A 15,044-nucleotide genomic window follows, 5' to 3' on the forward strand; every position below is an offset into this window, starting at 1 on the left:
ACATGGTATGAAGACAGCCGCGCCCAAAATAACTACAACACGTCTCAAAGCAGGTATGACAGGATGGTTGTTCATATCCATCGCAGTGATCATGATCGCCGCTTTTTATTTCTATCCGATGATTCAGGCGCTTATCTTGTCCTTTAAGACAGGTACAGGGTCTAATCTGAGCTTTAACGGCATTGATAACTACAAGCGACTGTTCACCGATAAAATGTTTATAACCGCCGTGAAGAATACGTTTATCTATTTGATTTTCCAAGTACCTTTGATGGTCATTCTGGCTCTGTTCATTTCGGTATTGTTGAATGATAAAAACCTGAAATTCAAGGGCTTTTTCCGCACAGCCATCTTCTTGCCGTGTATCACATCCCTTGTAGCATACTCGGTTGTCTTCAAGTACCTGTTCTCGTCCGACGGTCTGGTAAACTCCTTATTGCTGAATCTGCACGTGATTGGCACGCCCATCCAATGGATTACAGATCCTTTCTGGGCCAAGGTTACGATTATTATCGCGATCACATGGCGCTGGACTGGTTACAATATGATCTTTTACCTGTCCGGTCTTCAGAACATTGACAGTTCCATTTACGAAGCGGCCCGTATTGACGGAGCTTCCCCGATCCGACAGTTTTTCAGCATTACGGTTCCACTGCTTAAGCCGATTATCCTGTTCACTTCGATTACATCAACAATTGGTACACTTCAACTCTTCGATGAAATTATGAATATTACCAAGGGTGGGCCAGGGAACGCGACATCTTCAATTTCGCAATATATTTACAATTTGTCCTTCAAATATTCATCCGACTTTGGTTATGCGGCGACCGTATCTTATTCCATCGTCATTATGATCATTATCTTGTCGATTATCCAGTTCAAAGTGGCAGGTGAGAAAAAATGATGAAAACAAAAAGAGCATTTACGTACGCCTTTCTGATCATTGTGTCGTTCGTTTCGATTTTCCCGTTCCTCTGGATGCTATCCAGCTCCACGAACCTGTCAGTCGATGTGACCAAAGGCAAGCTTCTGCCTGGCTCCCATCTGATGGATAACATGCACAATCTGCTCGAAAAAGTAGACATCGTTACCGCACTAAGTAACTCTGCAAAAGTCTCTATCTCAACTACGCTGCTGGCTATGCTAATCGCATCACTGGCCGGTTATGGCTTTGAAATTTACAGAAGTAAAGCGAAAGACGTTGTCTTCAATATCCTGCTGATGTCTATGATGATTCCGTTTGCGGCGATCATGATCCCGCTCTACCGGATGTTCGGCAGCATTTCTAATGTCATACCGTGGATCGGTATTGATACACTCTCTTCTGTCGTCATTCCGACCGTAACTACGGCGTTCCTGATCTTCTTTTTCCGTCAAAGCACCAAGATGTTTCCAAAGGATCTACTGGAAGCAGGCCGTATGGATGGATTATCCGAGCTGGGTCTGTTCTTCCGGGTGTATATGCCTACGATGAAAACAACCTATGCCGCTGCCGCGATCATCACATTCATGTCCAGCTGGAACAACTACCTCTGGCCTCTGATAGTGCTGCAAACGCCGGAGAATCAAACGATTCCGCTGTTGATCTCGAACCTTGGCTCCAGCTATGCACCGGATTACGGTGTCATCATGATCGCCATTGTTCTGTCCACACTGCCGACTGCACTGGTATTCTTCCTGATGCAGAAACACTTTGTAGCGGGCATGGTGGGTTCGGTAAAATAACAGATTTCTGTGTACGTTCTTCATTTCATTTTAAAAATAAGGAGTGTTCGCCTTGACCATCCATACCCCTAGTCTGGACTGGCTGACCGACGTAACCAAATTTGCTGTACATCGGTTGCCCGCCTATTCCGATCACAAATATTACGCTACGCTTCAAGAAGCGGAGCAGCAAGCTGATATGGCTTGGCGTCATAGCCTGAATGGGAGCTGGAAGTTTAACTATGCAACGAATCCAGCCAGCCGTCCGGTAGAGTTCTATGCCCTTGGCTTTGAGTATGGCGGCTGGAGCGAAATTCAGGTGCCGGGTCACATTCAGACGCAAGGCTTTGGCCAAATGCAGTACGTGAATACGATGTATCCGTGGGACGGACATTCGGACGTTCGCCCACCCCATATTCCGGAGGACCACAACCCGGTCGGGAGCTATATCAAAAGCTTTGTTTTGCCGGAAAATATGGCTTCGGGCGCGCAGCCTGTGTTCATTTCTTTCCAAGGCGTCGAGTCGGCTTTCTATGTATGGCTGAACGGACAATTTGTCGGTTACAGCGAGGACAGCTTTACACCGTCTGATTTTGAACTGACACCGTTCCTGCAAGCAGGCGAAAACAAGCTGGCAGTAGAGGTATATCAAAGAAGTACGGGAGCGTGACTGGAGGATCAGGACTTTTGGCGTTTTTCCGGTATTTTCAGAGACGTATATCTCTATACCATCCCTACGGTTCACGTACGTGACTTGCATGCTAAAGCGGATCTGGATGCTTCCTACACGCAGGGCCTTCTGGAGCTGAAATTGACCTTGGAAAAGCCGGCAACGGCCTATGCAACTGTCGATGTGAAAGATGCTACCGGCCATGTTGTAGCTTCTTTGAAAGCCGACTTTACTGATGGCACAGCTTCGCTGTCAGCAATCTTGGAGCAAGTGCAGCGCTGGAGCGCCGAGAAACCCTATTTATACACGTTGTTCATTCAAATTTATGATGCCAGTGGATCGCTCGTGGAAGTCATTCCACAAAAAATTGGCTTCCGTAAATTTGAGCTGATCAACAAGGTCATGCATTTGAACGGCAAACGTATCGTCTTTAAAGGTGTGAACCGCCATGAATTTAACGCTCGCACCGGACGTGCGATTTCCCGTGAAGATATGCTGTGGGATATCCGAACGCTCAAGCAGAACAATATGAACGCTGTTCGTACCTCTCATTATCCAAACCAGACTCTGTGGTATGAGCTATGCGATGAGTACGGGGTCTATGTAATTGATGAAATGAACTTGGAAACACACGGTTCCTGGCAAAAACTCGGTGCCGTCGAGCCATCGTGGAATATTCCCGCCAATCTGCCTGAGTGGCAGGATATCGTCATGGATCGCGCCATTTCCATGCTGGAACGGGACAAAAACCATGCGTCCATTCTAATCTGGTCCTGCGGCAATGAGTCGTATGCAGGTGAAGTGCTGCGCAATGTCGCCAACTATTTCCGAGCCACCGACCCGAGCCGTTTAGTGCACTACGAAGGCGTGTTTCACAACCGTACGTACGATGATACCAGCGATATGGAGAGCCGGATGTACGCCAAACCCGCAGATATCGAGCAATATCTGAACGACAATCCGCAAAAGCCGTATATCAGTTGCGAATACATGCATGCGATGGGTAATTCCGTAGGCGGCATGCACAAGTATACAGAGCTGGAGAACAAATACGAGCTGTATCAGGGCGGTTTTATTTGGGATTATATTGATCAGGCTGTTATGAAAAAAGATCGCTACGGACGCGAGTACCTCGCGATTGGCGGCGACTTTGACGACCGTGCCACAGACTATGGCTTCTGTACGGACGGAATTGTCTATGCAGACCGGAAGGTTTCACCGAAGATGCAGGAGGTCAAATTCCTGTATCAAAATCTGAAGCTCACCCCGGATCGCAGCGGTGTAACCCTGCGCAATGAAAACCTGTTCGAGGGAACAGGCGACTATGAGTTAGTATATAGCCTGCTGCATGAAGGCCAAGAAATCGCACGTAATGCCATTCATGTAGATGTAGCGGCTCAGACCGAAGCCTATATTCCACTAACGTTCCCTAATACGGATGGAAAGCCTGGTGAGTATGTTATTCACACCGCTCTGGTTTTGAAGGAAGCGACGCTTTGGGCTGAGGCTGGACACGAAGTGGCCTTCGGACAACATATTTTCATCGTGGAAGATCCAAATCCACTGAAGATCCCTACGGTCGGTGCCTTACGAGTGGTGCATGGCGATGTTAACATTGGTGTTCACGGTGCAGATTTCAGTATGATGTTCTCCAAAGGAGCAGGCAGCCTGACTTCACTTCGCTACGCCGGACGTGAGATGATCGCCATGCCTCCTGCTCCATTGTTCTGGCGGGCGACCACAGACAATGATCGGGGAACCGCACTAGGCTTTGAAGCCGGTGGCTGGTTCGCTGCAAGTCTGACACGTAAATGCGTGGGCATCGAGGTTACGGAAGAACAAACAGACCGTGTAACCGTTACATTCCGCTACACGCTGAGCATTCATGCAGACGCACAGGTAACGGTAGCCTACACCGTCTTGGCGGATGGCAGTCTGAACGTAAAATCGACTTATGAAGGCGTCTCAGGATTGCCTAACCTGCCGATCTTTGCCCTTTCGTTCAAGGTTCCAGCGGACTATCGCCATCTGGACTGGTACGCGATGGGACCGGAAGAGAATTACATCGACCGTGCCTTTGGCGCAAGACTAGGCGTATTCCGCAACGAAGCTGCGGATAACGTATCCGGGTATGTCGTACCGCAGGAATCCGGCAATCGTACAGGCGTGCGCCGTGTCGATATTACCGACGATTCTCAGCGAGGTATACGCATTACTGCACCTGCTACCGCACCGGTGGAATGCAATATTTCTCCGTATACAGCCTTTGAGCTGGAAAATGCCTACCATCTGTATGAGCTGCCCAACGTGTACTACACCGTTGTCACCGTAGCTGGCAAGCAAATGGGCGTAGGCGGCGACGATAGCTGGGGAGCCCCGGTACATGAAGAATACCAAATTACAGCCGATCAAAAGCTGGAATTCGAATTTACCGTGCAGCGGATATAAATATACTCCCTGCATAGACAAGTATATATAACAAAAGCCCTTCCGCTGCTTCCCTCATGAGAAGCTAAAGCTGGAAGGGCTTTTGTATTTACGTATTTACGTATTTGCAGAATAGGCAGCGCGGGCCATATCTATTTCAAAATAACTTCAATGTCACGTCCAGGATCGCTGTACTTGTATATGCCAGGATTTAGTTCTAATTTTCCGTCTAATTCAATGTCTTTGTAACGGTCAACATTAACTCCTGTGGATACCATACCCTTCGCAATGATCTCAGGCACTACTTCTTTGCCGTTAATTCGCATCGTTGTTTGGTTGACACCTTTGAAGCCAGGGGAACCAGATTTCGATTCGACAATCAAATCTTTTCCCTCTGTATAGTATGTGAAATCAATTTGATAACCGTCCACATTAAGCTCAGCGAACTGTTTTTCTTCTTTAGGTTTATGAAGAGCGATCCAATTTTTAGACGTATCACGTTTCTGGATGACGGCATCTTTCAATATAAGTTTCATTGGAACATCAGACCAGTCCTTATACCACTCTGGGGATTCAAATTGATATAAGTGTTGATAATTTTCAGGACCAGCCCCTTTAAGATTCCATCCTCCGTTAATTTTTTTATCACCTATAACCAACTGAGCTGTTTTATAATGAACATTTCCTTTTTTAAGTGAATCACGCTCTGTTACTAGAATTTCAATATCCAAGGGGGTAACAATTAGTTGGTCTAAGGTAGCGCCTGTACTTTCTTGGAATTCAGCGCTGCTATGCAGCTTCTTGGAATAAATCGCTTCACTTGCTTTTTTTCCATCCGCTTCAAATTCGAACTTCCAAGTACCTTCAATTCTTTTTGCTTCCTCAATGTAACAAAAATGAAGGTTTGCCTTTTTCCAATCTTGTGCAGTCATGTTGAATACCTGCTCAATATGCAAGTCTGGGCTGTCGCTAGGTAAAATGGTTGGGATTGCGTCTATCTCTTTGTCGCCCACTTTCATTACCAAATGCGGGTTCCCACGTCCTAAATCGGATGGAGCTGCAGCAACTCTATAGCGGATAACAGTCTTATTGTTGGTTTGTCGAACGGATTCTATATAAATGTTAGGATACTGCTTGGTCCCGGTAACGAGGGTATCCCCGGCTTGATGATTCGTCTTTAAAGGAATATCCTGATTACGATAAAAAATGAGATTCTGTGCCTCCAGTGTGTAATCTTTTTTACGATCTTTTAAAATATCCACTGTTTCATAAATGCCAAGGAGTTTCTGGCTTTTAGGATCGTAATTTAAATATCCGTGTGCTCGTTCCTTGGTATCAGAATTGCTAGTTACCGTAGTTTTCTCTATAGCAAACCCAATATAACTGGTTGGATCGGTTCCTGGATCCAGAGAGATAAGCATTTTCATTTTTTCGCCATCCGTTACAACACCATTCAAATTCATCGTAATGCCTGCATTGGATGCTTTTAGATCATACCGCTGGCCAATACCGTTATTTAGCGCATTGGTTACACTACGTCCGCCTATTCTATCCCAATTGATGGTCACACTAGCGAATACAGGGATGGCAACGAGCAGAAAACATGAGAATACGATACTTGCTGGAACAATTTTTGCTCTATGCATAGGTGCTTCCTGTGACTGTTGCAGAGTTGCTTTTCGTTTGGTTGCTTCCTGTTCTATATTTACCCACATTGCATCATATTCAGGTTGGGGAATGTTCTGTTCTTTTTCAAAATACCGACTCACTGCTACTCATCTCCTTTACTTGGGGTATCACCATTTTTTTTAGCAGTTTAAGCCCCCGATTTAATCTAGATTTAGCTGTTCCTTCGGGTATATTCATAACTCTAGAGATCTCCGGCATAGTCAATTCGTTTACATAACGAAGGACCACGACCATACGAATTTTATCTGGAAGCTTGTTATATAGCTTGTGTAACTCTGTCTTCGTTTCTTGATGGTATAAGCTCTCTTCCACCGGATTAAATGAATGAGGGCGTGACAATAAAAAAGTTCGTATTTCCTTCATCAGTCCAGTTTTCCGCCTTCTAAGCACATTGCTGCACTCATTAGAAGCAATTCGTAAAATCCATGATTTGAGATCTTGTACTTTGGACCTGTCGGCCAAAAGTGCTTTGACAAACACTTCCTGGCAAACATCTTCTGCATCTGCTTGATTTTGCATTAGATAATAACAAAAATAATAGATCTGCTCCTTATATAGTTCAAACAGCTCTCGATCATTCATATACGTGCACCTCCCTTGTTGTGGTCTCATCTATTAAGACTAATAACGGAGTACAATCGTTCATTTACGTCGAAAAAAGGCGGCCCTATATAGGACCACCTATTATTGATCGTTCGATTTCCGACACTCGGGCAAAACAAACCTACTGTGCCACATGCTCAATTCACTGCTTTTATCAATCAAAAAAACACCCTGCTCTAACCCCCATCATTTGCCCTAAATCAGCATGAGTCTGCCGCACCGGGCTAGCTCGTAGCAAGATTGACATACGTTCGCGTGAAATCAAGGTTCTTCAAGTCCCTTTGATCTATAAAAAACTCCAAATACCCCGCGTCCCACCAGCACATGCCGACCTCGTCCAAAGAAGATACCGAGAGCAGAACATGCCAATTTTCCGAAGCCTGATCGTGCTTTTCCCGATTCGTCTGATATTCTTGCAGCTGAGGCAGCACTTCGGACCGTAAATGCTCCGCATAATCGGTATTTCCCCTATGCATAGCTTGCTCGACTTCCTTATGGATTTGACTCTCACTCTTATGCCAGTTAAACAGAAGACCCTCCAGCCCGTTTCGGCGTAGATAAGCATCCCGCCGGGTATTCCCGGCAAAAGATTGATGCTGCCCCCACACCGTGTCGCTATGTTCATATAGAAGCTCATACAGCTCTTCGTACTGATCTACAAGAATATCTCCTAGCTCACCCTCCGATGGTAGCGTCAGGATCGGATGAAAAGAAATTGCATACGCGGTGAAACCCCGTTGCTCCGCCAACACCTCTACGCGCCCAGCGGGCGGTAATGTTTTCTGCAAAACGCTGCTGTCACCGTTATAATAAAAAATTTTATGGTCAATATCATAGGCGGGCTCATCCAGCCCAAGAAAAAAGTAAAGTATGCCCTGATGAGGCAATCCCTCAAATGGTGAAAAAGGCAGCTCGCCCAAATTAATTTGAGCAATAAATGTATAATATTCCCCGTCTGAATTACAAGGCCACTCTATTGTGGGTGGCAGATCTGGATAGCCGGCGATCCGACTATTGCCAACCTGTTCATAATTTTCCTCATGCTCCACATGAAATTGTATAGCAGCTTGAGCTTCCTGATGAATCTCTTCTTTTAAATCTTCATCCAGTGAATGCCCTTCCAGTATTCGAGTCAGTTCATCCTTTAATGGTGGTTGTAGCATCTCGCTCGCCCCTTTTTCATGAAGTATTATGTATTGCTTGCTCTCATTTGATCTCTTATATCAGATTACCAAATTACAGTCTGACAAGCTATTTCTCTGGTGACAGGTTGGTCAGTCCTCGGTCAAATCATCGATCTTCGCTGCAAGTGAATGGTGGATACATCCAGCTCTGCATTTACGATCCAAGCGGAAATGCACTAGACATTGTTCATAAATGTTTTGTGATAGGCATTCCGGTATTGGGAAGGAGTCATATGGGCTCTCTTTTTGAACAAACGCATAAAATACTTCTCATCGCTATATCCTGCCTCTTCGGCAACCTGTTTAATGCTCATATCTGTACGGGAAATCAACTCTTTGGCTTTGTTAATACGAATACTATGAATGAACTCCAGGGGACGCATGCCTGTATTTTGCTTGAACAAACGAGAGATATAATCCTTGTTGTAATTGAATTTTCGAGCTAAATCCGTCACGGTCAGCGGTTCTTCAGCATGAATACGGGTCCACTCAATAATTTTGTTAAAACTCACATTCCCCTGTGAACTGACAGGATTGGAAAGCAAGCGGCTGAGCGCCAGTTCAGATATCTCGATCAGCAGCGAGGTGAACAAATAATTTGCACTGTGATACGTAAGATAATGTGAGTTGGCTACATGCAAAATCTGATTGACGATAATATGAATCCGATCTCCGTTGTCTGCCTGTACACATTGCGGTAAATAGATATCACGCATCACACCATGTCGCTGCAAAAGCCCATCCATGACACTTGTTTCCTGCTTCATTTCCTCATTAGATAATACATTCGGGGTCGTGGGAACATCGAAATGAAACCAATAAAATTTCACGCCCGGCAACGATTCCCGGTATCCTTTATGCGTACGACCGGGGTACAGCAATAGAATATCTCCCTCGCCTACTTCAAAATCTTCCCGTTCCTCCCGTATATATACCGTCTCATGGACGCCCAGGATCAGCTCAAAATTCTCAATGGAACGACTCATATGTTTCCAGGGCACCTCGTTAACAAACTCGCCTGCCGAGATCAGTTGGATCGGAGCATCTACATTTACTTTTAGATAGGTCATGTTATCGCCTCTTTAAATTCATGTTCGGATTTGTCCACCCATTGTATGGTTAAGCTACTGACATACCGCGATTGCAATGCTAATGTAGTGGAGAAATATACACTTTCATCTTAGCTAAGGAGCGATGATTTTGAAAGCTAAAGCTTTTGACTTGCATAAAGTAAGAATTGATTCCGGCCCACTTTTACATGCGATGGAACTGAATACGGCCTACCTGCTGAGTTTGGAACCCGACCGTTTACTATCACGCTTTCGTGAATATGCGGGACTGGAGCCCAAAGCGGCTCACTATGAAGGCTGGGAAGCGCGTGGCATCAGCGGACATACACTCGGTCACTACCTGTCCGGCTGTGCACTGATGTTTGCCTCCACAGGCGACGAAAGACTGTTGGAACGCGTGAACTATGTAGTCGACGAACTGGAAATATGCCAAGACAGTCATGGAAACGGATACATTTCGGGCATTCCACGTGGGAAAGAGATTTTTGAGGAAGTAAAAGCCGGAGATATCCGCTCCCAGGGCTTTGATCTGAACGGCGGTTGGGTGCCACTATATACCATGCACAAACTTTTTGCGGGCTTGCGTGATGCACATCTGCTGGCGCATCATCCCAAGGCCCTGTCTATAGAAATCAAACTCGGCAACTGGCTGGAGGATGTACTTCAAGGGCTGGACGATGATCAGGTGCAGCAGGTGCTGCATTGCGAGTTTGGCGGTATGAATGAAGTTCTAACGGATTTGGCGGAACATTCGGGAGAAGAACGCTTTCTGAGCCTGGCGGAACGCTTTTATCACGGAGAGGTGCTAAATGATCTCGCGGATAGCCAAGATACGTTGGCAGGGCGACATGCCAATACGCAAATCCCCAAAATCATTGGCGCTGCACGGCAATATGAAATGACGGGCAAACCGCAATATGCGGACCTGTCTCGCTTTTTCTGGGATCGGGTTGTTCACAAGCATTCCTACGTGATCGGCGGCAATAGTTATAATGAACATTTTGGTGAACCCGGGAAGCTGAATGAGCGCTTGGGCGAAGGTACCTGTGAAACTTGTAACACCTACAATATGCTGAAATTAACAAGACATATGTTCGAGTGGGATGCCTATGCAGCCTATGCCGACTACTATGAACGAGCGATGTTCAATCATATCCTGGCTTCACAGCAGCCTGTAGATGGACGTGTGTGCTATTTTGTATCGCTGGAAATGGGAGGACACAAGTCCTTTAATTCTCAATATGAGGATTTCACATGCTGTGTCGGGTCCGGTATGGAAAGTCACTCCATGTACGGCACTGCGATTTATTTTCACACGCCAGAAACGATCTATGTCAATCAATATGTCCCTTCTACCGTGACATGGGACGAGATGGACGTACAGCTCAAACAAGACACTCTCTTTCCGCAAAATGGACGGGGAACGCTACGCGTCATCAGCGAGGAGCCCAAATCCTTCGCGATCAAGCTAAGATGCCCGCATTGGGCGGAGCAAGGGATGATGATTAAAATCAATGGGGAAGAGTACGTCACAGAGGCTTGTCCTACCAGCTACGTTGTAATTGAACGGGAATGGAACAATGGGGATACGATCGAGTATGACATTCCTATGACCGTGAGAGTCGAGGAAATGCCGGATAATCCACGCCGAATTGCTTTTATGTATGGCCCGCTAGTGCTGGCTGGGGACCTTGGCCCTGTCACACCGGAATCCAACGAGGAACGTCTGCTTGCGTCTGTTCTGATCGGAGCGGCCGACTCATTGACAACGAAGCTAATTGCTGACGGGAACGAGCCTAATACATTCCATATGACCGACTTAGGCTATATCGGAGACTTGAAGCTTCGTCCGTTTTATCAGATGTATGATCGTTCATATACCGTCTATTGGGATCTCTTTTCCCAGGAGGACTGGGTAGCAACAGAGGCAGAATATCGTACCGCGTTAGCGTATCAGCTAGAGCTGGAACGACTTACAGTGGACGTTGTGCAGCCTGCCGAAATGCAGCCAGAACGGGATCATGCCTTTACTGGAGAGCATGTAGGTTTGGGGTCCATCTATAACCGCAAATATCGCGATACATGGCCTGGGGGCTGGTTCTCTTTTGTCATGAAGGTGCTTCCGGATGAGCCTGTCCAATTGGCGGTCACTTATTTGAAGGACTTGAGCCGTCCCCATGGTGACTTTGACATCACTGCGGATGGTCAGATTTTAGGGGAAGGCAAGCTGGCGTCTGAGGAAATGAATAAATTCGAGACATTTGCTTATGAGCTTCCTCTATCTGTGACGGGCCACAAGAATGAAGTTACGATTCAATTCACAGCCCATCCACAAGGTAAGGTGGCGAAAGTGGCCGGATTGCGGATAATCAGACATTCTATTGTATGATCAAATTATCTATATAAATCTACTATTCCGCGTACTCCGTTTTAATTGTTCATTTTTTAAAATAAGCCTATAAAACAACAAGCAGACGCTCCTATAAGCTGTCTGCTTGTTCCGCTTACCGCCTTATAACTTCGAATCATCGTTATTGCTTCATGTTCACTTCACAGCATGTTCATTTCACGGAAACTGTCCCTAATCTTGCGTAGCTCTTGCTGTGCCCTGCTGTATCGCGAAGCGTAGGTCCAGGCAAGTACCTGATGATAATGTGAAGGTGTTTCAATCGTGGTCACGTTATACATAATTGGAGTACCTTCCACTTCCCCTTTCAGGGTAAATTCGATGGCAGGGTATCCATTTACCTCGATGTCGGAAGGGTTCCCCAACTCAGGGGCCATAATTCCTGACACCAAATGATCCTCAATGATCCCTTTATATTCTTGAAGAGTCATACTGCTGTCAAAATCGCTTTTCGGTTCTGACAATACAATCAAATATCTTTCGGTCAATTCATTTTTAATGGAAATATCCGCTTCCTCATTAATCATGTTATCTCGTGACCAATTCCACGGAGCCGTAACCGCAAACTGATCATCCTTACTAACAAAAACCTCGGGCTTCACCATTTGTGTGATGAGCGAAGAAATAAGGGATACAGCGAAGATGACCGAAATGATCGTCATCAGGATGATTACCCCGGACAAAATTCCGGTTTTTTTTCTGCTCACTGTCCCCAAATCCCGTACCTTAACCACATATGTATTCGCAGCCATATCTCCAATCCGTTGTTTCCGAGGTGTCACCAGCACACATATACCAGCGGGCAGCCCGAAGAAAAGCAGCGGATTCGTATCCACCAAATGTATAAGGGTACGGATCAAGGATTTAACCATGCCCGGCGGTTTCCCTTCTCCATTTACGACCTGAATGCGAAGTACAAACTTACCCAGCGTATAGCCTGTAAGTCCTTCCAGCAATAAATAATAGCAGAAGGAGCCCATCAGGAAGAGCATCACTACCAAGCCCATATTTGGAGTTCCTACTTCAGATACTTTTTTCGCTGTAAAATAAACCAGCCCTCCATACCCGAAGACGATAAGAATGAAGTCAATCATCCAAGCCGCCCATCTTCTGAAGAAGATAGAGGCTCCGTATGTTTCTGATAATACCGCCATCTTATCCGGTTCTCGTCGATGGTAGTTGCCATTCGTCGCATATGGTCCCGGAGCTACTGTAGATGGATTGTTCGTTACATCTTGTTCTTCCAAATGATACACCCCTGATGTCAATTTAATCCCAGTTAAGTATAACATCCTTTTTCATCCAGCGGAGCAAGCCTGACAGTGCACTGGAGTAAATCGAATCCCGCCGATGAACAAACCACACCTCTAATTTGCGATATTTTTCAGGTAAACGATGAGAAGCAATACTTCCCGCCTCCTCTGCCTTTGCAATCGACGATTGTGGCAACATGGACACCCCCAGACCAGAGGCTACACCACCCAAAATGACTTCCAACGTTCCGAACTCCATAACCTGATATGCATCCACACCCGCTTCGCTCAGAAAGCTTTCCGCTCTTGTACGATGCGTGCACCCTACGTCGAAAAACAGCATAGGCTTGGCAAGCAGCTCGTTCATGTCCTTTTTCCCTGGTTGCGAGATGAGCACCAATTCCTCTTCAAAAGCTGCAACATACTCTATATGCGGATCATCGACGGGGCCATAGACGAACGCTCCATCTAATTCGTAATTCAATACCTTTTGTACGAGATCATGGGTGCTGCCTGTCATAAGCGATAGATGGACATCAGGATATTGAGCGTGATACTCCGTCAATAAAGAAGTCAGATGCGTAACCGCCGCCGTCTCAATCGATCCCAGTCGCAAAGGTCCCGCAGGATGGTCTGAATATTGAGTGGACTTTACAGCCTCGTCCAGCAAGGTCAGTATGGTATCCGTGTATTTCAGCAGGTTCTCTCCTGCCGGCGTTAACGTCATTCCCCGATTAGATCGACGAAATAGCGGTACGTTCAGTTGTGCCTCAAGCTGCTGAATCCGCGAGGTCACATTGGACTGTACATAATTCAAAACTTGCGCAGCCTTCGTGATACTGCCCTCGCGAGCGACAGCCTGAAAAATTTTCAAATCACTGCTTTCCATGTATATGTCACCTGCTTGAGTATGATCATTTATGATACTCACATTCGATTTTGTTCATTTTACCGGACGCTTGCCGCTCTGTACAATTCAATATACATGCAATTGCATCTAAATTCGAACCACGGGAGGTTTTAAAATGAAAGCCGTAATCCATGCCAGCAAAAGCGGCCCTGAGGGCCTGATGTATACAGACATCACGGACAGACAGCCGGGGCACAACGAAGTGAAGGTAAGACTTAAAGCTGCAGGCTTAAACCATCGGGATCTGTTCCTCATGGCGGATCGAACAGCCCACGATGCTCCACTCATTCTGGGTTCGGATGGAGCAGGCGTGATTGAGGCTGTGGGTGTTGGTGGCCCAACCTCGCTGGTAGGCACCGATGTAATTATCAATCCATGTATCGGATGGGAGAATACGCATCATGTTCCCTTGGTTCCAGCCATTCTGGGCGGACCTTCAGACGGGACATTCGCTGAATCGGTTATCATCCCCGTCCAAAATGCGGTCAGCAAGCCAGCATACCTTTCATGGGAAGAAGCAGGGGTGCTGCCTTTGTCTGCTTTGACCGCTTATCGCGCGCTCTTCACAAGAGGCCAATTGCAGGAGGGTGAGCACGTCCTCATTCCCGGTATTGGCGGTGGTGTAGCCACGTATGCCATGCGTATGGCTTTAGCGGCAGGCGCGCGGGTCACCGTCACGTCACGCAGCGAAGCAAAAAGGCAGGCTGCCCTCGCTCATGGCGCTAATCATGCATTCGACAGCCATAGCGAATGGAAAGAAAGTATGAACGGAGACACCGTGGATCTGGTCCTTGACAGTATCGGTCCTGCTACGTTCGATAAATATTTGGATATCCTCAAGCCGAACGGTCGGATCGTTACATTTGGTGCAAGCTCAGGAGATCGAGTAGAGATTCCGTTGCGGTCTATATTTTTCCCTCAAATCAGCATCATCGGCACCTCTATGGGCAGTGGAGAGGAATTCGCAGCTATGCTTCAGTTCATGGAGCGCCATGCACTCCATCCGATTATAGATAGCGTATTTCCTCTACAAGACACAACGCAAGCCTTCCACCGTATGCAGCAGGGAGCGCAGCTAGGCAATATAGGGATCAGGATAGAGTAAGGAGTCTGAACGAAGTATAGGA

At 46.5% G+C, this 15,044-nt stretch carries 10 protein-coding genes and 1 pseudogene; 5 read left to right on the forward strand and 6 right to left on the reverse strand.

The genetic code is table 11. The annotated features are described in order from the left end of the window. Positions 1-7 precede the first annotated feature (7 nt). From MHB46_RS13055 to MHB46_RS13065, 3 genes and pseudogenes are all read left to right on the forward strand, one after another. Entirely contained in the window at positions 8-904 is an 897-nt protein-coding gene (locus tag MHB46_RS13055; RefSeq protein WP_013308301.1) for a carbohydrate ABC transporter permease, read from the forward strand. Continuing rightward, a complete protein-coding gene (locus MHB46_RS13060; protein WP_025722097.1) occupies positions 901-1,725 on the forward strand; it encodes a carbohydrate ABC transporter permease in 825 nt (274 codons plus the stop codon). Before MHB46_RS13055 ends, MHB46_RS13060 begins: the two co-directional genes overlap by 4 nt. Positions 1,726-1,777: 52 nt before the next feature. Then, positions 1,778-4,822 (forward strand): annotated as a pseudogene (locus MHB46_RS13065) (glycoside hydrolase family 2 TIM barrel-domain containing protein). Positions 4,823-4,953: 131 nt separating this feature from the next. Here the strand turns inward: MHB46_RS13065 and MHB46_RS13070 are convergent. The 4 genes from MHB46_RS13070 to MHB46_RS13085 all read right to left on the reverse strand — a co-directional run bounded on the left by MHB46_RS13070 (position 4,954) and on the right by MHB46_RS13085 (position 9,347). Continuing rightward, entirely contained in the window at positions 4,954-6,570 is a 1,617-nt protein-coding gene (locus tag MHB46_RS13070; protein ID WP_341162543.1) for a DUF4179 domain-containing protein, read from the reverse strand. Beyond that, positions 6,554-7,072, reverse strand: coding sequence for an RNA polymerase sigma factor (locus tag MHB46_RS13075; RefSeq protein WP_341162544.1), 519 nt, complete (start codon positions 7,070-7,072; stop codon positions 6,554-6,556). The genes MHB46_RS13070 and MHB46_RS13075 overlap by 17 nt, the downstream gene beginning before the upstream one ends. A gap of 245 nt (positions 7,073-7,317) precedes the next feature. Further along, a complete protein-coding gene (locus MHB46_RS13080) occupies positions 7,318-8,256 on the reverse strand; it encodes a YwqG family protein (RefSeq protein WP_341162545.1) in 939 nt (312 codons plus the stop codon). Positions 8,257-8,453: 197 nt separating this feature from the next. Further along, positions 8,454-9,347: an AraC family transcriptional regulator gene (locus MHB46_RS13085; protein WP_341162546.1), complete on the reverse strand. Its 894-nt coding sequence runs from the start codon at positions 9,345-9,347 to the stop codon at positions 8,454-8,456. A 130-nt stretch (positions 9,348-9,477) separates the two neighbouring features. On the opposite strand from MHB46_RS13085, the gene MHB46_RS13090 reads away from it, so the two are divergent. Next, complete coding sequence (locus MHB46_RS13090; protein ID WP_341162547.1) at positions 9,478-11,736, forward strand: beta-L-arabinofuranosidase domain-containing protein; 2,259 nt, start codon at positions 9,478-9,480, stop codon at positions 11,734-11,736. A 161-nt stretch (positions 11,737-11,897) separates the two neighbouring features. On the opposite strand, the gene MHB46_RS13095 is transcribed toward MHB46_RS13090, so the two are convergent. Both MHB46_RS13095 and MHB46_RS13100 read right to left on the reverse strand, forming a co-directional pair. Beyond that, positions 11,898-13,046, reverse strand: coding sequence for an RDD family protein (locus MHB46_RS13095; RefSeq protein WP_341162548.1), 1,149 nt, complete (start codon positions 13,044-13,046; stop codon positions 11,898-11,900). Next, the gene (locus MHB46_RS13100; protein ID WP_341162549.1) at positions 13,024-13,896 is read right to left on the reverse strand and encodes a LysR family transcriptional regulator; all 873 of its coding nucleotides are present in this window, start codon (positions 13,894-13,896) and stop codon (positions 13,024-13,026) included. The genes MHB46_RS13095 and MHB46_RS13100 overlap by 23 nt, the downstream gene beginning before the upstream one ends. 136 nt (positions 13,897-14,032) lie before the next feature. On the opposite strand from MHB46_RS13100, the gene MHB46_RS13105 reads away from it, so the two are divergent. Continuing rightward, positions 14,033-15,022, forward strand: a complete 990-nt coding sequence (locus tag MHB46_RS13105; protein WP_341162550.1) for a zinc-binding dehydrogenase — start codon at positions 14,033-14,035, stop codon at positions 15,020-15,022. Positions 15,023-15,044: the final 22 nt, after the last annotated feature.

Source organism: Paenibacillus sp. FSL H7-0703, from assembly GCF_038003485.1.
Taxonomy (GTDB): Bacteria; Bacillota; Bacilli; order Paenibacillales; family Paenibacillaceae; genus Paenibacillus; species Paenibacillus polymyxa_B.

Coding starts and splice junctions, on each gene's coding strand:
- MHB46_RS13055 (WP_013308301.1), top strand. CDS start 8: ATGAAGACAGCCGCGCCCAAAATAACTACAACACGTCTCAAAGCAGGT.
- MHB46_RS13060 (WP_025722097.1), top strand. CDS start 901: ATGATGAAAACAAAAAGAGCATTTACGTACGCCTTTCTGATCATTGTG.
- MHB46_RS13075 (WP_341162544.1), bottom strand. CDS start 7,072: ATGAATGATCGAGAGCTGTTTGAACTATATAAGGAGCAGATCTATTAT.
- MHB46_RS13080 (WP_341162545.1), bottom strand. CDS start 8,256: ATGCTACAACCACCATTAAAGGATGAACTGACTCGAATACTGGAAGGG.
- MHB46_RS13085 (WP_341162546.1), bottom strand. CDS start 9,347: ATGACCTATCTAAAAGTAAATGTAGATGCTCCGATCCAACTGATCTCG.
- MHB46_RS13095 (WP_341162548.1), bottom strand. CDS start 13,046: ATGTTATACTTAACTGGGATTAAATTGACATCAGGGGTGTATCATTTG.
- MHB46_RS13100 (WP_341162549.1), bottom strand. CDS start 13,896: ATGGAAAGCAGTGATTTGAAAATTTTTCAGGCTGTCGCTCGCGAGGGC.
- MHB46_RS13105 (WP_341162550.1), top strand. CDS start 14,033: ATGAAAGCCGTAATCCATGCCAGCAAAAGCGGCCCTGAGGGCCTGATG.